Source organism: Streptomyces sp. NPDC096012, from assembly GCF_040426375.1.
Lineage (GTDB): Bacteria > Actinomycetota > Actinomycetes > Streptomycetales > Streptomycetaceae > Streptomyces.
In genome coordinates this window covers 124,662-143,583 of sequence record NZ_JBEOTD010000002.1, presented here as the reverse complement: position 1 = coordinate 143,583, position 18,922 = coordinate 124,662, and the positions used below count along the sequence as shown (strand labels likewise).

The following is an 18,922-nucleotide window of genomic DNA, read 5'->3' as shown; positions in this document are numbered from 1 at the left end:
GCCGTCACACGAAGGTGCCGGGTTGGGGTGTGGGAAACGTGGGTAAACCTGGGGACACAGCTGGGGAGAACTGCCTTCGGGCTGTGGGCGGAGTGTGCAGAACTTTTCCTTCTCCACAGAGACCCCCGGTTGTCCACCGCCTCCACCCACAGGCCCGGTGGACAAAATTTCGGCCCTGAGCTGGGAAAACGTGGTTATCCACGGTATCCACAGGCCCTACTACTACTCCCGACTAGAGAGAGAGCGGGAATAGCTTCGAAGCGGGGCCTGTGCACAACTCGCCGTCTCGACCCCGGCTGCCCCTCCGAGCGACTTGACCCCGACCGGCACCTACTGTCAGTGCGGTGCGTCAGACTGGTCCCCGGTGTCCTGCCCTTCGCAGTGGGCGGTGACACCGAGTCGGAGGACTCAGTAGCAACAGCAGGAGGCGGCTTACGGTGAAGATCCGGGTGGAACGCGACGTACTCGCGGAGGCAGTGGCGTGGGCAGCACGCAGCCTCCCGGCCCGTCCGCCGGCGCCTGTCCTCGCCGGCCTGCTGCTGAAGGCTGAGGAAGGCCAGCTGAGCCTTTCGAGCTTCGACTACGAGGTCTCGGCCCGGGTGAGCGTCGAGACGGAGGTCGAGGAGGAGGGCACGGTCCTCGTCTCCGGCCGCCTGCTCGCCGACATCTGCCGTGCCCTGCCCAACCGGCCGGTGGAGATTTCCACAGACGGTGTACGGGCGACGGTGGTCTGCGGCTCCTCGCGGTTCACCCTCCACACGCTGCCTGTGGAGGAGTACCCGGCACTGCCGCAGATGCCGAGCGCGACCGGCACTGTGCCGGGTGAGGTCTTCGCGGCCGCCGCGTCCCAGGTGGCCATCGCCGCCGGGCGTGACGACACGCTCCCCGTCCTCACCGGTGTGCGCATCGAGATCGAGGGCGACACGGTCACCCTGGCCTCCACCGACCGCTACCGCTTCGCGGTCCGCGAGTTCCTGTGGAAGCCGGAGAACCCGGACGCCTCCGCGGTCGCCCTGGTCCCGGCGAAGACGCTGCTGGACACCGCCAAGTCGCTCGGCGCGGGCGACAGCGTCACGCTGGCGCTGTCGGGCTCCGGCGCCGGCGAGGGCCTGATCGGTTTCGAGGGAGCGGGCCGGCGCACCACGACGCGGCTCCTCGAGGGCGACCTGCCGAAGTACCGCACGCTGTTCCCGACCGAGTTCAACTCCGTCGCCGTGATCGAGACCGCCCCCTTCGTGGAGGCCGTCAAGCGTGTGGCCCTGGTCGCCGAGCGGAACACCCCGGTGCGGCTCAGCTTCGAGCAGGGCGTGCTGATCCTGGAGGCCGGCTCCAGCGACGACGCACAGGCTGTGGAAAGGGTCGACGCCCAGCTGGAGGGCGACGACATCTCGATCGCCTTCAACCCGACCTTCCTGCTCGACGGCCTGAGCGCGATCGACTCCCCGGTGGCCCAGCTGTCGTTCACGACGTCCACCAAGCCCGCGCTGCTCAGCGGGAAGCCCGCGCTCGACGCGGAGGCCGACGACGCGTACAAGTACCTGATCATGCCGGTGCGCCTCAGCGGCTGAGCGTTGTCCACAGCGCCGGAGGTCCCCTGTGGGTGCCCGGCGCTGTGGAGGTGCCAAGGCCGTGCCGCCGGCCGGCGCGGACCGGAACTCCCCAGGTCAGGTGGGTTCGTTTGAGCGCGTATGCCCACAGCTGTGCATGAGCGTCCGGGTCTAGGCTCGGTTCGGCACGAAGGTGCCTTCCACGCCACACAGCGACCTAAGGACACAACTGATGGAGCTCGGTCTCGTCGGCCTCGGCAAGATGGGCGGCAACATGCGCGAGCGGATCCGCCGCGCGGGCCACACCGTCATCGGATACGACCGCAACGCGGACCTCGCCGATGTCCACAGCCTGGAAGAGCTTGTGAGCAAGCTCAGCGCCCCGCGCGTGGTCTGGGTGATGGTCCCGGCCGGCGAGCCCACCCAGGCGACCGTCGACGCGCTCGGTGAGCTGCTGGAGCCCGGTGACGTGGTCGTGGACGGCGGCAACTCCCGCTGGACCGACGACGAGAGGCACGCCGGGGAGCTGGCCGCCAAGGGCATAGGCTTCGTCGACTGCGGCGTCTCCGGCGGCGTCTGGGGCCTGGAGAACGGGTACGCGCTGATGTACGGCGGGGCCGCCGAGGACGTCGCCAAGGTGCAGCCGGTCTTCGACGCGCTCAAGCCCGAGGGCGACTTCGGCGCGGTGCACGCCGGCAAGGTCGGCGCGGGCCACTTCGCGAAGATGGTCCACAACGGCATCGAGTACGCGATGATGCAGGCCTACGCCGAGGGCTGGGAGCTGCTGGAGAAGGTCGACTCCGTGGAGAACGTCCGCGAGGTCTTCCGCTCCTGGCAGGAGGGCACCGTCATCCGCTCCTGGCTGCTGGACCTCGCGGTGAACGCCCTCGACGAGGACCAGCACCTGGACGGCCTGCGCGGTTATGCACAGGACTCCGGTGAGGGACGCTGGACTGTGGAAGCCGCGATCGACAACGCGGTGCCGCTGCCGGCGATCACCGCGTCGCTGTTCGCGCGGTTCGCCTCCCGTCAGGAGGACTCGCCGCAGATGAAGATGATCGCCGCGCTGCGCAACCAGTTCGGCGGCCACGCCGTAGAGAAGAAGTAGTCCACAGGGTCGCCCCCGCGATCCACAGCCCGTCACCACTCTGGGGGAGGTCGGCGAAACGACCATGCACGTCACGCATCTTTCGCTGGCCGACTTCCGCTCGTACGCCCGGGCCGAGGTCCCGCTCGACCCGGGCGTCACCGCCTTCGTCGGCCCCAACGGCCAGGGCAAGACCAACCTGGTCGAGGCTGTGGGCTACCTGGCGACGCTCGGCAGCCACCGCGTCGCCTCCGACGCCCCGCTGGTCCGCATGGGCGCCGAGCGGGCGGTGGTGCGGGCGCAGGTCCGCCAGGGCGAGCGGCAGCAGCTGATCGAGCTGGAGCTGAACCCGGGCCGCGCCAACCGCGCCCGCATCAACCGGTCCTCGCAGGTCAGGCCGAGGGACGTGCTGGGCATCGTACGGACCGTGCTGTTCGCCCCCGAGGACCTCGCGCTGGTCAAGGGCGATCCCGGGGAGCGGCGGCGGTTCCTGGACGAGCTGGTCACCGCGCGTTCGCCGCGGATGGCGGGTGTGCGGTCGGACTACGAGCGGGTGCTCAAACAGCGCAACACCCTCCTGAAGACCGCGGCCCTCGCGCGCCGGCACGGCGGCCGGTCCATGGACCTGTCCACCCTCGACGTGTGGGACCAGCACCTCGCGCGGACGGCTGCCGAGCTGCTCGCCCAGCGTCTGGACCTGATCGCCGCGCTGCAGCCGCTGGCCGACAAGGCGTACGAGCAGCTCGCCCCCGGCGGCGGGCCCGTCGCGCTGGAGTACAGGCCGTCGGCGCCGGGCGAGGCCCACACGCGAGAGGACCTCTACGCGCAGCTGACGGCGGCGCTGGCGGAGGCGCGCAAGCAGGAGATCGAGCGGGGCGTCACCCTCGTGGGGCCGCACCGGGACGACGTGCTGCTCAAACTCGGCCAGCTGCCCGCCAAGGGATACGCCTCGCACGGCGAGTCCTGGTCCTACGCCCTCGCGCTGCGCCTGGCCTCGTACGACCTGCTGCGCGCCGAGGGGAACGAGCCGGTGCTGATCCTCGACGACGTCTTCGCCGAGCTGGACGCCCGCCGCCGCGAGCGGCTGGCCGAGCTGGTCGTACCCGGTGAGCAGGTGCTGGTGACCGCCGCCGTGGAGGACGACGTCCCGCAGGTGCTGGCCGGGGCCCGGTACGCCGTGGCCGGCGGGACGGTGGAGCGGGTATGAGCACCGGGCAACCCGCAGGGGACGACAAGGAACGCTCCGGCGGGAAGCGGCCCGCCGGCCCGGAACCCTCCGGTGTCGACCTCGCGCGTGTGGCACTGCGCGCCGCGAAGGAACAGGCACGCGCGCGGGGGGACGCGGCCCGGCAGAAGAAGCAGGCACGGCGCGGCGGCGGTCTGCGCTCCGGCGCGCGCGCCGACGGCCGCGACCCCATGGCACTGGGCTCGGCGATCAACCGGCTGATCAACGAGCGCGGCTGGGAGACCCCCGCGGCGGTGGGCGGGGTGATGGGCCGCTGGCCGGAGATCGTCGGCGAGGACCTGGCCAAGCACTGCGTGCCGCAGCGGTACGACGAGGACGAGCGCGTGCTGACGGTGCAGTGCGACTCCACCGCCTGGGCGACCCAGCTGCGCGTGCTCGCGCCGACGCTGGTGGCCCGGCTGAACGAGGACCTCGGCCACGGCAGCGTACGGATGATCAAGGTGCTCAACCCGGGCGGCCCGGCCCGCCGCTACGGCCCTCTGCGGGCCCCCGGGAGCACCGGACCGGGCGATACGTACGGGTGATGTACCTCACGTCGTGAGGGTCCTCCGGGGCCTCGTCGTACCCGCACACATGGGGGCGCACGTCCACCGGATCGCCATGGGACCGCCATCTGACCCCCCGGTAGCCAAGGGTTGACGGCTCGAAGGGCTGAGTGCCGCCGTGAGCCCCTTGAAGCCCCCATCCGTATATCGGGACCCGGCCGAGACCGGTTGAGGGCGGCACATGGGGACTCAGGTGCCCGCAAACCCCCATCGATGTCAGCGCTACCGGTAGACTGGAAGACAATCCCGCCCCAACGTGGGGACCGCCCGGGAAAAGCTGAGCAACGCTGATCAAGGCTTACCAACGCAACATGCCGCAGCCGCTCCGGCAACCTGCCGACGAGCCCGGCTCGTGCTGTGCCAGAAAGGGCGCTTCGTGGCCGATTCCGGCAACCCCAACGAGAACATCCCGTCCACCGACGCCGGCGTCAACGGCCAGGCCGCAGACCCTGTCGCAGTCTCCGCCTCCTACGACGCCAGCGCCATCACCGTGCTCGAAGGGCTGGACGCGGTCCGCAAGCGGCCCGGCATGTACATCGGCTCCACCGGTGAGCGCGGTCTGCACCACCTGGTGTACGAGGTCGTCGACAACTCGGTCGACGAGGCGCTGGCCGGTTACGCGGACACCATCGACGTCACGATCCTGCCCGACGGCGGAGTGCGCGTCGTCGACAACGGCCGCGGCATCCCGGTGGGCATCGTGCCCTCCGAGGGCAAGCCGGCCATCGAGGTCGTGCTCACCGTGCTGCACGCGGGCGGCAAGTTCGGCGGCGGCGGCTACGCCGTCTCCGGCGGTCTGCACGGTGTCGGCGTCTCCGTCGTGAACGCCCTGTCGTCCAAGGTCTCCGTCGAGGTCAAGACCGACGGGTACCGCTGGACGCAGGAATACAAGATGGGCGTCCCGACGGCCCCGCTCGCCAAGCACGAGGCCACGGACGAGACCGGCACGTCGGTCACCTTCTGGGCCGACCCGGAGATCTTCGAGACCACCGAGTACTCCTTCGAGACGCTTTCGCGGCGTTTCCAGGAGATGGCGTTCCTCAACAAGGGCCTCACGATCAGGCTCACCGACGAGCGCGAGTCGGCGAAGGCCACCGCCGGGGCGGACGAGGCGGGTGCGGACGAGAAGGACGAGGTCAAGACCGTCACGTACCACTACGAGGGCGGCATCGTCGACTTCGTGAAGTACCTCAACTCCCGCAAGGGGGAGGCGGTTCACCCCACCGTCATCGACCTGGAGGCGGAGGACAGGGACAAGAGCCTGTCCCTCGAGGTCGCGATGCAGTGGAACAGCGGCTACAGCGAGGGTGTGTACTCCTTCGCGAACATCATCCACACCCACGAGGGCGGTACCCACGAAGAGGGCTTCCGCGCCGCGCTGACGTCGCTGATCAACAAGTACGCGCGCGACAAGAAGCTGCTGCGCGAGAAGGACGACAACCTCACCGGCGACGACATCCGCGAGGGCCTGACCGCGATCATCTCGGTCAAGCTGAGCGAGCCGCAGTTCGAGGGCCAGACGAAGACCAAGCTGGGCAACACGGAGGCCAAGACCTTCGTGCAGCGCGCGGTCTACGAGCACCTGAACGACTGGCTGGACCGCAACCCGGTCGAGGCCGCCGACATCATCCGCAAGGGCATCCAGGCGGCCACCGCGCGCGTGGCGGCCCGCAAGGCCCGCGACCTGACCCGCCGCAAGGGTCTGCTGGAGTCGGCGTCGCTGCCGGGCAAGCTGTCCGACTGCCAGTCGAACGACCCCACCAAGTGCGAGATCTTCATCGTCGAGGGTGACTCCGCCGGCGGCTCGGCCAAGTCCGGCCGTAACCCGCAGTACCAGGCGATCCTCCCGATCCGCGGCAAGATCCTCAACGTCGAGAAGGCCAGGATCGACAAGATCCTGCAGAACCAGGAGATCCAGGCGCTGATCTCCGCCTTCGGCACGGGTGTGCACGAGGACTTCGACATCGAGAAGCTCCGCTATCACAAGATCATCCTGATGGCGGACGCCGACGTCGACGGCCAGCACATCAGCACCCTGCTGCTGACCTTCCTGTTCCGCTTCATGCGGCCGCTGGTCGAGGCCGGGCACGTGTACCTCTCCCGGCCGCCGCTGTACAAGATCAAGTGGGGCCGGGACGACAGCGAGTACGCGTACTCGGACCGCGAGCGCGACGCGCTGATCGAACTGGGGCGGCAGCGCGGCAAGCGGGTCCGCGAGGACTCGATCCAGCGCTTCAAGGGCCTCGGCGAGATGAACGCCGAGGAGCTGCGCGTGACCACCATGGACCAGGAGCACCGGGTCCTCGGCCAGGTCACCCTCGACGACGCCGCCCAGGCCGACGACCTGTTCTCGGTCCTGATGGGCGAGGACGTCGAAGCCCGCCGCGCGTTCATCCAGCGCAACGCCAAGGACGTCCGCTTCCTCGACATCTGAGTCGGTCTCAGCTGACCGCACCAGGAAGGATCTTCACCAGCAATGGCCGACGAGAACACTCCCGCCACCACCCCGGAAGAGGGCGGCGAAGTCACGATGCGCGTCGAGCCCGTCGGGCTCGAGACGGAGATGCAGCGCTCGTACCTGGACTACGCGATGTCCGTCATCGTGTCCCGTGCGCTGCCCGACGTCCGTGACGGCCTCAAGCCCGTCCACCGCCGCGTCCTGTACGCCATGTACGACGGCGGCTACCGCCCCGAGCGCGGCTTCTACAAGTGCGCCCGCGTCGTCGGCGACGTCATGGGCAACTACCACCCGCACGGCGACTCCTCGATCTACGACGCCCTGGTGCGCCTCGCCCAGCCGTGGTCGATGCGCATGCCGCTGGTGGACTCCAACGGCAACTTCGGCTCCCCGGGCAACGACCCGGCGGCGGCCATGCGGTACACCGAGTGCAAGCTCGCGCCGCTGTCGATGGAGATGGTCCGCGACATCGACGAGGAGACCGTCGACTTCACGGACAACTACGACGGCCGCTCCCAGGAGCCGACCGTCCTGCCGGCCCGTTTCCCGAACCTGCTGATCAACGGCTCGGCAGGCATCGCGGTCGGCATGGCGACCAACATCCCGCCGCACAACCTGCGCGAGGTCGCGGCCGGCGCCCAGTGGTGCCTGGAGAACCCCGAGGCCTCCCACGAGGAGCTCCTGGACGCGCTCATGGAGCGCATCAAGGGCCCCGACTTCCCGACCGGCGCGCTCGTCGTCGGCCGCAAGGGCATCGAGGAGGCGTACCGCACCGGTCGCGGCTCCATCACCATGCGCGCGGTGGTCGAGGTCGAGGAGATCCAGGGCCGTCAGTGCCTGGTGGTCACCGAGCTGCCGTACCAGGTGAACCCGGACAACCTGGCGCAGAAGATCGCCGACCTGGTGAAGGACGGCAAGATCGGCGGCATCGCGGACGTCCGCGACGAGACGTCCTCGCGTACCGGTCAGCGCCTGGTGATCGTCCTCAAGCGGGACGCGGTCGCCAAGGTCGTCCTGAACAACCTGTACAAGCACACCGACCTGCAGACGAACTTCGGCGCCAACATGCTGGCGCTCGTCGACGGCGTGCCGCGCACCCTCTCCCTGGACGCGTTCATCCGCCACTGGGTGACGCACCAGATCGAGGTCATCGTCCGCCGGACGAAGTTCCGGCTGCGCAAGGCCGAGGAGCGCGCCCACATCCTGCGCGGTCTGCTGAAGGCCCTGGACGCCATCGACGAGGTCATCGCGCTGATCCGGCGCAGCGACACCGTCGAGATCGCGCGCGGCGGCCTGATGGGCCTGCTGGAGATCGACGAGATCCAGGCCAACGCCATCCTCGAGATGCAGCTGCGCCGGCTGGCCGCCCTGGAGCGCCAGAAGATCGTCCAGGAGCACGACGAGCTGCAGGCGAAGATCAACGAGTACAACCAGATCCTGGCCTCCCCGGTCCGCCAGCGCGGGATCGTCAGCGAGGAACTGGCCGCGATCGTCGAGAAGTACGGCGACGACCGCAAGACCAAGCTGATCCCGTACGAGGGCGACATGTCCATCGAGGACCTGATCGCCGAGGAGGACATCGTCGTCACCGTCTCGCGCGGCGGTTACGTCAAGCGGACGAAGACGGACGACTACCGGGCGCAGAAGCGCGGCGGCAAGGGGGTGCGGGGCACGAAGCTGAAGGAGGACGACATCGTCGACCACTTCTTCGTCTCCACCACGCACCACTGGCTGCTGTTCTTCACCAACAAGGGCCGGGTGTACCGGGCCAAGGCGTACGAGCTGCCCGAGGCCGGCCGCGAGGCGCGCGGCCAGCACGTGGCGAACCTGCTGGCCTTCCAGCCGGACGAGGCGATCGCCGAGATCCTCGCGATCCGCGACTACGAGGCGGCGCCGTACCTGGTGCTCGCCACCAAGTCGGGTCTGGTCAAGAAGACGCCTCTGAAGGACTACGACTCGCCCCGCTCCGGCGGCGTCATCGCGATCAATCTGCGCGAGCGGGAGGACGGCGGCGACGACGAGCTGATCGGCGCCGAACTCGTCTCGGCCGACGACGACCTGCTGCTGGTCAGCAAGAAGGCGCAGTCGATCCGGTTCACCGCATCGGACGACACCCTTCGCCCGATGGGCCGCGCCACCTCCGGCGTCAAGGGGATGAGTTTCCGCGAGGGCGACGAGCTTCTCTCGATGAATGTCGTCCGACCCGGTACGTTCGTGTTCACTGCGACGGACGGTGGGTACGCGAAGCGCACCGCCGTCGACGAGTACCGCGTCCAGGGTCGCGGCGGCCTCGGCATCAAGGCCGCCAAGATCGTGGAGGACCGTGGCTCGCTCGTCGGCGCGCTGATTGTCGAGGAGAACGACGAGATCCTCGCCATCACCCTGTCCGGCGGTGTGATTCGTACGCGAGTCAACGAGATCAGGGAGACGGGCCGTGACACCATGGGCGTCCAACTGATCAACCTGGGCAAGCGCGATGCCGTGGTCGGTATCGCACGTAACGCCGAGGCCGGGCGCGAGGCGGAGGAAGTCGACGGCGACGTGGCCGTGGACGAGACCGCCGAGGGTGCCGAGACCACCGGCACGGACGAGGGTGAGGCACCCTCGGCCGAGTAGGCACGAGGAGTGAGTCATCGTGAGCGGAGCCACGGGCGCCGGATCGGCCGGTACCTCCACGGGTACGGAGACGGACGGCGGCGCCCGTGGCTCCGCCGCGCGTGCGGAGAGTGCGAACGACCCGCACACGACCAATCTGAAACCGGTGAAGGCGTCCGCGGCGGACTCCGCCGGCACCCGGGAACCCCAGGGGGGAACTGTGACGGACACCCGAGGCACGGCCGCGGCCGGTGAGGCCCAGCCGGCGTCACCGCTCCCCGGGGAGCGGCGCCCGCAGCAGCCCGCCGGGCCGTACCACCCGCCGCAGGCCTATCCGGCGCAGGCTCCCGCCGGTGCGGTGCGCCGGCCGCGTACCGGCGCCCGCACGGCGCCGCGGACCCGCAAGGCCCGGCTGCGGGTGGCCAAGGCCGACCCGTGGTCGGTGATGAAGGTCAGCTTCCTGCTCTCCATCGCGCTCGGCATCTGCACGATCGTCGCCTCGGCGGTGCTGTGGATGGTCATGGACGCGATGGGTGTCTTCTCGACGGTGGGCGGCACGATCTCGGAGGCGACCGGCTCCAACGAGGCCAACGGCTTCGACCTGCAGGCGTTCCTCTCGCTCCCCCACGTCCTGATGTTCACGACGATCATCGCGGTCATCGACGTGGTCCTGGCCACGGCGCTCGCGACGCTCGGCGCGTTCGTCTACAACCTCTCCGCGGGCTTCGTGGGCGGCATCGAGCTGACGCTGGCGGAGGACGAGTGACGTCCCGCGCGGCTTGAGCGGAGGACGAGAAACGGCCCGCGCGCCCCTGACCTGATGGTCCCCCGACAACCGATTTTGGGACTGACGTGGTCGTGCGCTAATCTTCAGGAGTCAGCGCGCGGGACGTACACCGCAAAGCGCGGCGGGGCTATAGCTCAGTTGGTTAGAGCGCATCCCTGATAAGGATGAGGCCACAGGTTCAAATCCTGTTAGCCCCACCAGCGAGAAGACCCCCAGTCGATATCGACTGGGGGTTTTTGACATCTACGACTGACATCAGCCGACGCGTGGATCTTCCAGAAGCCCAGCGAGCAGGCCGACCGCTTCCCGCTCACGCCGACCATGTGCGTGGAGGCGCCCATGGTCATGCTGACCGTGTGGATGGGCCGGTGGCCATGAGTGGATCACCGGCTAGCGCGGCCACAGTCGGAACAGTGCCTCCGGCGGGGACCGGCCGGCACCGGGAGGGAGGGGGCGCCGTCGCCCACCAGGCTGGACGTGCCGAGGCTTCCGCCCCGTATCAGTGCTCGCTGGTGCCGACGTAGGTGCCGTGCCAGGTGTGGTACCACACGGCGCCTGTGGAGGCGTTGACCGAGAGCATGCCGTTGATTTTCCCGGAGCGCATGGTGTGGAGGGTGTAGTAGCCCGGGAACGCCTCGGCTTTGTCGGCGGTCAGGTCGCTGCCTCGGTCACGCAGCCACCGCTGGGCACGGTGCTGGGCCTGGTCGGGGGAGAACCGGGTCTGTGTCCGGCCGCGAGGGTGCATGCCGTAGTCGGTGTTCCACATCATGGCCGGGCCGTACTCGATCCCGGTGTCACCGTCGGCCGGGTTGACCAGGACCTCAGTGGCCAGCTTCCCGGAGGGGGTCTTCAGCTCGGCGTAGAAGTTCTTCGAGAACTGCATGACCTCGCCGACGCGTAGGCCGAGCCGGTGAGCGAAGGCGTCGGCGCGGTGTCGGGCTTGGTCCAGGGTCTTGACCGGGGTGCCGTCACCGCGCTGCCAGTAGTGGCCGCCCCTCATGCCATGGCCCCACGAGCAGTTGTTGTCGCCCATCATGCCCGGCCCCATGCCGGGCCCCCATGAGTCCCAGTTGTCCCAGTCGTCGCCCGATGTCCCCGACCTCCAGCAATCGCCGCCGGACGGGCTTGGCGCGGCGGCCGGGCGAAGCGCGGCACGGCTGGACATGGTGCTGTCTACCGTGCATCCGGCGACCACCGTGCCGCCCACCACTAGTGCCACCAGCACGCGGACGGTCCGTCGGCTTGTCCTGGACACGGTCATCACCTCTGCGAGTTGATCCGTCGGTGTCCGCGACCCGGCAGACGCGGGCCTCTTTCCTCCAACGTCGCTCCGCGCCCAGTGGACCGTCTAGGGCCGTCCGGACCTTCCGGTGCCCCACCGGTCTGGTCCGTGCCGAGGTACCCGGCGCGGTCGAGCCCCCGCTGGTGTCTGACACCGACGCCCGACACCAACAGGCCCGGACGATCACGGATCGCCACGGACCCTGACCGTCGCTGAAACGCTCACCATCGGGCAGCGCCTGCATCAATGAGCCGTGGTGGTCGACCTGATAAGGGTGAGGCCACAGGTTCGCATCCTGTGAACCCCACAGATTCGAAGACCCCAGGTCCGGATGGACGGGGGGCCTTGGCTGTGCGCGGGTGGGCCGGGTGCCCTCGGGTGCCGTATCTCCGGTGCCGTCTCTCGGGTGCCGTCCCTCCGGTGAGATCGCTCGGGAGGGCGCGCAGGTGAGGTCTCCGAGGTGACGTCTCTCAGGGCATGAAAAAAGACCCGACCGCTGGCGACGGGGGATGCACCAGCGATCGGGCTATGGCCAAGGGTAACAAGGTTGAGCCGCCCGTGGGGCCAAGTCACCGGGTAATCAGTCAGGTTGGCCGATCATCGTCCGCACGGGGGGTCGTAGGAGAGGCGGGGAAGGTATTCGTGCCACCTCTGGGGGGTCAGCACGCCCCGGGTGACCGAGCAGATGTGCCGGATCGCCGCGTCGGCGTCCAGCCGCCACAGGCGGACCGTGTCGGCGCCGCTGGAGACGCCGAGGACGTGGCTGTTGGGGCTGAACGTCAGGAAGTTGCCCGTCTTGGCGTTGGGGCTCATCGACTGGCCGATCGCGGTCGCCCCGGCCGGGTCGGCGACGTTCCACAGGCGCACCGTGTTGTCGTTTCCCCCGCTGGCCAGGGTGCGGCCGCCCTCGCTGAACGTCACCGACGTCACCGCCTCGCTGTGGCCGGTGAGCGGTGCGCCCAGCGCCCTCGCCCCGGCGGGGTCGGAGACGTCCCACAGGCGCACCGTGTCGTCGTCGCTGCCGCTGGCCAGGGTGCGGCCGTCCGGGCTGTAGGCGAGCGCGTTGACCGGACCGGAGTGCTCGCCCCGCGGTGTGCCGAGCGCGGCGGGGCGGCCGGGGTCGGCCACGTTCCACAGCCGGATCGTGCTGTCCGCGCTGCCGCTGGCCAGGGTGCGGCCGTCCGGGCTGAAGACGAGGGTGTTGACGTAGCCCCGGTGGCCGGTGAGCGGCTTGCCGAGCCGTGCGGGGTGCGCGGGCGCGGAGACGTTCCAGAGCTGGATGGTGCGGTCGTCGTACGCCGTGGCCAGGGTGCGGCCGTCCGGGCTGTAGGCCAGCGCGTCCGGGCCCATGAAGCGGGTCCGCAGGCGGAGCGGGGGTCCGGTCGAGACCGGACGGGCGGGGTCGGAGACGTCCCACAGGTACACGGCCTTGGCCCCCGTCAGGACGGCGAGGGTGCGGCCGTCGGGGGAGAACAGCAGCGAACGCTGGTCGCCGTCCGCGCGCATGAACGGCTTCCCCAGCGGCACGGGCCGGTCGGGGCGCGCCACGTTCCACAGCCGCAGTCTGCCGTCCCGCGCCGCCGTGGCCAGCACCCGTCCGTCCGGCCGGAAGGCTCCGCTCCGGCCGATCATGTCCGAGGCCGGGATCGACCACAGGCGTACCTTGCTGTCGCCGCTGCCGGTGGCCAGGGTCCGCCCGTCCGGGCTGAACCCCAGGGCGTACATCTCCCCACTGCTGCCCGCGAGCGGCTCGCCGACCTGTGACGGGGACGCCGGATCGCTCACGTTCCACAGGCTCGCCGTGCTGTCCGCGCTCGCGGCGGCCAGCCTGCCGCCGTCGGGACTGAACGCCACGGACCACACCGGGCCGGTGTGGCCGGTCAGCGGTGAGCCGAGCGCGGCGGGGCGGTCGGGGTCGGTCACGTTCCACAGCCGGATCGTGTCGTCCGCGCTGCCGCTGGCCAGGGTGTGGCCGTCCGGGCTGAAGGCCAGCGAGTGCACGATGTCGGTGTGGCCCCTGAGCACCGTGTGGATCGGCTCGGGCCGGCGCGGGTCGGCCGTGCGCCACAGCAGGACGCTGGCGTCGTCGCCGCCCGCCGCGAGGGTGCGCCCGTCCGGGCTGAACGCCACCGAGCGCACCGCGGCGGTGTGGCCGCGCAACACCCCCAGCGTCTTCGCCCGGTGCGGGTCCGCCACGTTCCACAGGCGCACGGTGTGGTCCTCGCCGGCCGAGGCCAGGGTGCGCCCGTCGGGGCTGAAGGCGACCAGGTAGATCGTGCCCGTGTGGCCGGTCAGGGGCCGGCCGATCGGGACCGGGTGGGCGGGGTCGGCCACGTCCCACAGGCGGATCGTGCCGTCGTCGCCGGCGCTGGCCAGGGTGCGCCCGTCCGGAGCGAACACCGCGCTGCTCACCCAGCTGCCGTGCCCGGTCAGCGGTCGGCCCAGGGGTTTCGGGCGGCTCGGGTCGGCCACGTTCCACAGCCGGACCGTGCGGTCGTAGCTGGCCGTGGCCAGGGTCCTGCCGTCGGGGCTGAAGGAGGTGAGGTAGACGGCGCCCGTGTGGCCGGACAGCGGGGTGGCCAGCGGGGCGTTCACGATCGAGATCAGGCGGCTGTACGTGCCCTCGTCGTGCGGGCGCAGGTCGTGGGCGACCAGGTCGAGCTGCGCGGCCAGGGACGGGTCGGTGCGCTGGACCCGGTCCGCCTCGGCGAGGACCTGCGCGAACACGGCGTCGTCCCGCTGCTGCCAGGCGATCACCGCGGAACCGCCGGCGAGCAGGGCCAGCACCACCAGGGCCGCCACCGCCGCCCTGCTGATCCACACCGTGCGCTTGCGCAGCCGCACCGCGGCGGCCAGGAACTCCACGGCGCTGCGGGTCAGGTAGGTGTCACCGGCCGACCTCGCCCAGCCGCGGGCCTGCTCCAGCCGGGAACCGCGGTAGAGGAGGGAGCTGTCCCGGCCCGAGTCCTCCCAGGCCCGGCCGTCCTCCTCCAGCCGCTGGCGCAGCAGGTGGTCGTTGCGGTTGTCGTCGATCCAGTGCCGCAGGCGCGGCCAGGCGTGCAGCAGCGCCTCGTGGGTGATCTCCACGGTGTCCGCGTCCAGCGTCACGAGGCGGGCCTGCACCAGCGCCTCCAGGGACTCCTCGGTCTTGCCGGGGTCCGACGACTCGTCCGCCAGCTGCCGCCGGGTGCCGCGGCGCCGGGTGGCCTGGGTGTCCTCGCCCAGCCGGACCAGCCGCAGCAGGAGCAGCCGGGCGGCGGTACGGGCGGCCGGGTCGAGGCCTGACCAGGCGCGCTCGGCGGTCGCCGCCACCGCTCCCTGGATGCCGCCCGCCGCCCGGTACCCGGCCAGCGTCAGCCGCCCGGCCTTCCGGCGCTGCCAGGTGGCCAGCAGGGCGTGGGACAGCAGCGGCAGCACGCCCGCGTCGTGGGCGCCGCGCGGGCCGTCGGCGCTCACCTCGCGCACGATCAGCTCGGCGAGGCCCGGCTCCAGCTCGAGACCCACCGCCTTGGCCGGACCGGTCACGGCGTCGCGCAGCTCGCCGCTGGTCAGCGGGCCGAGCACCATGTGCCGGTGCTGCAGCGCGTCGGCCAGTTCCCGGTAGCCGAGGCACTGCTCGTAGAAGTCGGCGCGGATGCCGAGGACGACCAGCGCGGGGGCGGCAGCCGGCGGTACGGCGCCGGAACCGGCACCGCCCGGGCCGACGGGCGGGGTGCAGGCGGCGGCCAGGAGCTGTATGAAGGTCCGCCGGTCCGCCTCGTCGGCGCAGAGGGTGAACGCCTCCTCGAACTGGTCCACGATGACGACCGGCCGGGCGCCCGGGGGCATCTCGCGGCGCGCCCAGGCCGAGACGGCCTCACGCGCGGCGCGAGCCAGCCGCGGGGCGTCGGAGCCGGGCGCCGCGGCATTCTCCGTGGCCTCCTGCTCGGCCCTGCGCGCGTCGGCCGCGACGGGCGCGAGCTCCGGGATCCGGCGGATCAGTTCGCCCAGGGGATCGGGGCCGGGGACGAGTTGCAGGACCGGGCCGCGGGGCGCGGCGCCGTCCTCGGCGGTCCGGGGGGTCGGGGAGGAGCGGTCGGAGGGGGTGTGGTCGGAGGGGGTGTGGCCGGGGGTGGTGTGGTCGGAGGGGGTGTGGGCTGGGGAGGCGTGCGCCGGGGACGCGTCCGCGGCGGTGGCCGTCGGGGTGGCCGTGGGCGTCGGGTCGGTCGTGGAGGTCCGGGTGGCTGCCGTCCGGACGGCCGTCGGGGAGGCGAGGACGCCGTCGCGGAGGGCGGGGACCAGGCCGGCGTTGAGCAGGGACGACTTTCCCGCCCCCGAGGCACCCACCAGCATGACCAGACCACCCGTCCGCTCCGCGGCGCGCAGCTGGGCGACGAGCGCGTTCGTGCTCCGTTCCCGGCCGAAGAACCAGCGCGCGTCCTCCTGCCGGTACGGGGCCAGCCCGCGGTAGGGACACACACCGCCCGAGACGGACGCGTCCTGGGCCGCGGGGGGCCGGTCCTCCTGGGCGGACGGCGCGGGCCGGTCACCCACCGGGTCGGCCAGCGCGCGCTCCCACAGACGCTGCCAGTGGGCCAGGTCGTACAGGCCGGTGGAGACCGGGGCGGGCCGCAGGCGCCGTGCCTCCGGGATCAGGATGTGCAGGACCGCCGCGAGCGCGGTGAACTGGGCCGGCACGTTCCGGGCGCGGCGCCAGTCGCTGATCCGCTGCGCGGAGACCCGTACCGGACGGCCGCGTTCGTCGACCCGCTGCAACCGTACGACCGATTCGGCGACACTCTTCAGGGGAGGGTTGCCGGCCTCCTTGTACAGCAGCGCGAGGCGCTCGGCGAAAGCTGTGCGTGCCCCTGAGTCGGAACTCAAGGCCCCACCCCTTACTTCCCCCCGCATCTGGACGTCCGGACCGGAAAACTCACCCTATACGGCTGACCTGCGGATAAGGCATGGGCCGGAGATCGGAACCTCCTCTGCGGAGGCGACAGATGGCAGGATCCGAACCGGGTAGCGGAGTGATCACACACCGTCTGGACAGGCCACCGGCTCAGTGCTCGGAGAGACAGCCCATGGCAGCGAACGTTCTCGGTCAACTTCTGCAGCAGACAGACGAGCGGGTCCCGCCGAAGGCAGGCAGCGGCTAGGACACCCCGGCTGGACCCGCGGAGCACCCGCGGAGACGGCTCTCGACCTCGGCCCGTGCCGAACCGCCGACATGGCACGGGCCGACATCCCCCTGCACCGTTCGGTACCGGTCCCCACGAGGGGAGGGACCGGTGCCGGACGGGCAGGGGCTCATACATGGGGACGTGATGTCCCGCTTCCTCGGGAATCCGGCGGACCGACGCTCCGCCGCCCCACTCCGTCCTGCTCTACTCCGCCCTGTCTCGCCCTGTCCTATTTCGTCTATCCTGCCCTGCCCTACTCCTTCCTGTCCTGTCCTGCCCTACTTCGCCTCGCCCGGTGAGCCGGCATGCGCCTGGATAACTGACGGTCCGTCAGCTACGGTCGCCCCGAGCGTCGTTCACTCGAGGGTCGTCCACGAAGGGGTGAGTGCCATGGAGAAGCGTCCCCGGTGCCCGCGACCGCCCGGTGCTCCACGCTGGGTCGCGATGTTCCACCAGCCCGGCCGGGAGTCCTGGACGGTGGCCGCCGAGTCGCCGTATCGGGCTCCTGTGCTGTACGCCGTCGGGGACATGACCCAGACCGTACGGGCGCGCGGGGCGGAGGCGACGGTCGCGGTGTGGGGCCCGAAGGACGGCGCCTGGCACCTCTACGACTCCCCGGCGGCCAAGGCACCGAAAACACCCACCCCGGCACCCGCGCCCCCCGTCGGGCGGCGCGCGGACGGGCCCGGCGAGCCGGCCAAGCTCGCCGAACGCATGACGGCGCGGCGGCACCAGGTGCTCATGGCCGGTCTGGGCAAGGCGGGCCTGTACGACCTCGGTCCCGAGGACGGCGAGGCGGTCCGGACGCTGGCCGACCGCCTCGACGAGCCCACGGTCCGTCGCGTGGCCCACTGGCTGGCGACCGCGGGTGGCCGGCGGTAACGCGTCGGACGTGACGGCGGGGTGACCGGTGGCGGGCCGGCGGGGTGCCCGCGCGGGCGCGGCGGGGCGGCCGTCGTGGGGCCGGTGGGTCGGCGGTCGTGCGGCCGGCGGGTCGGGCGGCGGGTTCAGCGGGGCCGGGAGTCGGCGGTGCCGGGCGGGTTCAGCGGGTGCCTCGCCGGGCAGTGACGTCCTGGAAGTCACCGAACCGACCCCGGCCGGACGTCACCGGCGGGGTCACCGACGGCTGGAGGACGCATGAAGGTCTCCGTCGACCGCAGCCTGTGCTACGGCTCCGCCGAGTGCGCGCACCGGGCACCGGAGGTGTTCGCGTTCGAGGACGGGTACGGCGTCGTACGGCCCGGACGTGCGGAGTCCGCCGGCGATCCGCAGGTCCGGGAGGCGGCGGAAAGGTGCCCCTCACAGGCGATACGGCTGATGGAATAGGCGGTCACGCTCCTGCCGCGGGCGGACCTCGTAGGTCGTCGCCGCACGGGGAGGACGTGTCCCCACAAAGCGCGAGACCCCCGGCCGAGCCCGGCCGGGGGTCTTTCCGTGTCGACTGGTGCGTACGCAAGTCGCCTGGTGTCGAGACGTCCGCGATGCTGGGTGCCGTTCCTGCCGCGGGTGGCCGGCGGAGCGGCTGATCGAGCGGGGGCTCAGCAGTCGAGCGCCGCCGGGTCCTGGTCGGGTGTCCCGGTCTCCGCGTTCTCCGTCTGGGGGTCGGTGAGGGGCCGGTGCCGGCAGCTCGGGGACTTTCCGTGGGCCTCGGCCCCGATCCGCTGCTTCATCGTGGGGGGCAGGGCCCTGGCATGGGGCCAGACCCAGCGGGGTGTCGCCGGGATCGCCGGGGCCGCGTGGTGCGTGGCGTCGGTGCGGGGGCTCTCGGGCTGGGCGGCGGCCGTCGCGGTGGCCGCGGTGACGAGTCCGAGCGCCGTGCACAGCGCGAGGAAGGCGGTGACGATGGCGGTCCACAGCTTCATGACCTTGTTCTGGGTCATGGCCCCTCACTTTCGGGTTGGGCGATTTGCGTACTTTGCTCATCATGTGTATGCGGGGCGCGAAGTGGTGGACCGACGCCCGTGGCGCGTCGATGTTCTGATGAACACCACCCGAATGGGCCCAAGGGGTCGGAAAAGACCCGAAAACCCGACCAAGAGGCACGAAGACGGAGCAAATGTAACGTTCCGTGGAGGTGTGATCACCCTCCGATCCGAACGGCGCCGGACTCGGCTAGTGCGCTGCCGGAGGCGGGAGTTGAGCCCCCACGCAGGTCACCGATCGATATCGGTCGGTGTGTATAGTCGGGCGCCAGAGGTCCCCTACGTCAAGGA

At 71.0% G+C, this 18,922-nt stretch carries 12 protein-coding genes and 1 tRNA gene; 10 read left to right on the top strand and 3 right to left on the bottom strand.

Annotated elements, in window-relative coordinates:
* Positions 1-437: 437 nt before the first annotated feature.
* The 8 genes from dnaN to ABVB68_RS02980 all read left to right on the top strand — a co-directional run bounded on the left by dnaN (position 438) and on the right by ABVB68_RS02980 (position 10,465).
* On the top strand, positions 438-1,568 hold the full coding sequence (gene dnaN / locus ABVB68_RS03015; RefSeq protein ID WP_353599266.1) for a DNA polymerase III subunit beta: 1,131 nt from the start codon (positions 438-440) through the stop codon (positions 1,566-1,568).
* 211 nt (positions 1,569-1,779) lie between these two features.
* Entirely contained in the window at positions 1,780-2,655 is an 876-nt protein-coding gene (gene gnd, locus ABVB68_RS03010) for a phosphogluconate dehydrogenase (NAD(+)-dependent, decarboxylating) (RefSeq protein ID WP_353599265.1), read from the top strand.
* Between the two features lie 64 nt (positions 2,656-2,719).
* Positions 2,720-3,841 carry a DNA replication/repair protein RecF gene (gene recF, locus ABVB68_RS03005; protein WP_353599264.1) on the top strand — a complete coding sequence of 374 codons (1,122 nt, stop codon included), beginning with the start codon at positions 2,720-2,722 and terminating at the stop codon, positions 3,839-3,841.
* The gene (locus ABVB68_RS03000; RefSeq protein WP_353599263.1) at positions 3,838-4,404 is read left to right on the top strand and encodes a DciA family protein; all 567 of its coding nucleotides are present in this window, start codon (positions 3,838-3,840) and stop codon (positions 4,402-4,404) included. The genes recF and ABVB68_RS03000 overlap by 4 nt, the downstream gene beginning before the upstream one ends.
* Positions 4,405-4,801: 397 nt before the next feature.
* The gene (gene gyrB / locus ABVB68_RS02995; protein ID WP_353599262.1) at positions 4,802-6,859 is read left to right on the top strand and encodes a DNA topoisomerase (ATP-hydrolyzing) subunit B; all 2,058 of its coding nucleotides are present in this window, start codon (positions 4,802-4,804) and stop codon (positions 6,857-6,859) included.
* Positions 6,860-6,901: 42 nt separating this feature from the next.
* Complete coding sequence (gene gyrA / locus ABVB68_RS02990; protein ID WP_353599261.1) at positions 6,902-9,499, top strand: DNA gyrase subunit A; 2,598 nt, start codon at positions 6,902-6,904, stop codon at positions 9,497-9,499.
* Between the two features lie 19 nt (positions 9,500-9,518).
* On the top strand, positions 9,519-10,244 hold the full coding sequence (locus ABVB68_RS02985) for a DUF3566 domain-containing protein (protein WP_353599260.1): 726 nt from the start codon (positions 9,519-9,521) through the stop codon (positions 10,242-10,244).
* 144 nt (positions 10,245-10,388) lie between these two features.
* Positions 10,389-10,465 (top strand) — tRNA-Ile (locus tag ABVB68_RS02980).
* 299 nt (positions 10,466-10,764) lie between these two features.
* Here the strand turns inward: ABVB68_RS02980 and ABVB68_RS02975 are convergent.
* On the bottom strand, positions 10,765-11,313 hold the full coding sequence (locus ABVB68_RS02975) for a hypothetical protein (protein ID WP_353599259.1): 549 nt from the start codon (positions 11,311-11,313) through the stop codon (positions 10,765-10,767).
* Positions 11,314-12,144: 831 nt separating this feature from the next.
* Positions 12,145-16,437 carry an nSTAND1 domain-containing NTPase gene (locus ABVB68_RS02970; RefSeq protein WP_353599258.1) on the bottom strand — a complete coding sequence of 1,431 codons (4,293 nt, stop codon included), beginning with the start codon at positions 16,435-16,437 and terminating at the stop codon, positions 12,145-12,147.
* Between the two features lie 716 nt (positions 16,438-17,153).
* On the opposite strand from ABVB68_RS02970, the gene ABVB68_RS02965 reads away from it, so the two are divergent.
* The gene (locus ABVB68_RS02965) at positions 17,154-17,591 is read left to right on the top strand and encodes a hypothetical protein (RefSeq protein ID WP_353599257.1); all 438 of its coding nucleotides are present in this window, start codon (positions 17,154-17,156) and stop codon (positions 17,589-17,591) included.
* A gap of 255 nt (positions 17,592-17,846) precedes the next feature.
* Entirely contained in the window at positions 17,847-18,035 is a 189-nt protein-coding gene (locus ABVB68_RS02960) for a ferredoxin (protein WP_353599256.1), read from the top strand.
* A 212-nt stretch (positions 18,036-18,247) separates the two neighbouring features.
* Here ABVB68_RS02960 and ABVB68_RS02955 read toward each other — a convergent pair whose 3' ends face one another.
* Positions 18,248-18,589 (bottom strand): DUF6344 domain-containing protein, encoded by a 342-nt coding sequence (locus tag ABVB68_RS02955; protein WP_353599255.1) that lies wholly within the window; start codon positions 18,587-18,589, stop codon positions 18,248-18,250.
* Positions 18,590-18,922 lie beyond the last annotated feature (333 nt).

Bases quoted from the DNA above. Each gene is read 5' to 3' on its own strand.
- gnd (WP_353599265.1), top strand. From the start codon at position 1,780: ATGGAGCTCGGTCTCGTCGGCCTCGGCAAGATGGGCGGCAACATGCGC.
- ABVB68_RS02955 (WP_353599255.1), bottom strand. From the start codon at position 18,589: ATGACCCAGAACAAGGTCATGAAGCTGTGGACCGCCATCGTCACCGCC.
- ABVB68_RS02965 (WP_353599257.1), top strand. From the start codon at position 17,154: ATGTTCCACCAGCCCGGCCGGGAGTCCTGGACGGTGGCCGCCGAGTCG.
- ABVB68_RS02960 (WP_353599256.1), top strand. From the start codon at position 17,847: ATGAAGGTCTCCGTCGACCGCAGCCTGTGCTACGGCTCCGCCGAGTGC.
- ABVB68_RS02975 (WP_353599259.1), bottom strand. From the start codon at position 11,313: ATGGGGCCGGGCATGATGGGCGACAACAACTGCTCGTGGGGCCATGGC.
- gyrA (WP_353599261.1), top strand. From the start codon at position 6,902: ATGGCCGACGAGAACACTCCCGCCACCACCCCGGAAGAGGGCGGCGAA.
- ABVB68_RS03000 (WP_353599263.1), top strand. From the start codon at position 3,838: ATGAGCACCGGGCAACCCGCAGGGGACGACAAGGAACGCTCCGGCGGG.
- ABVB68_RS02970 (WP_353599258.1), bottom strand. From the start codon at position 16,437: ATGCGGGGGGAAGTAAGGGGTGGGGCCTTGAGTTCCGACTCAGGGGCA.
- recF (WP_353599264.1), top strand. From the start codon at position 2,720: ATGCACGTCACGCATCTTTCGCTGGCCGACTTCCGCTCGTACGCCCGG.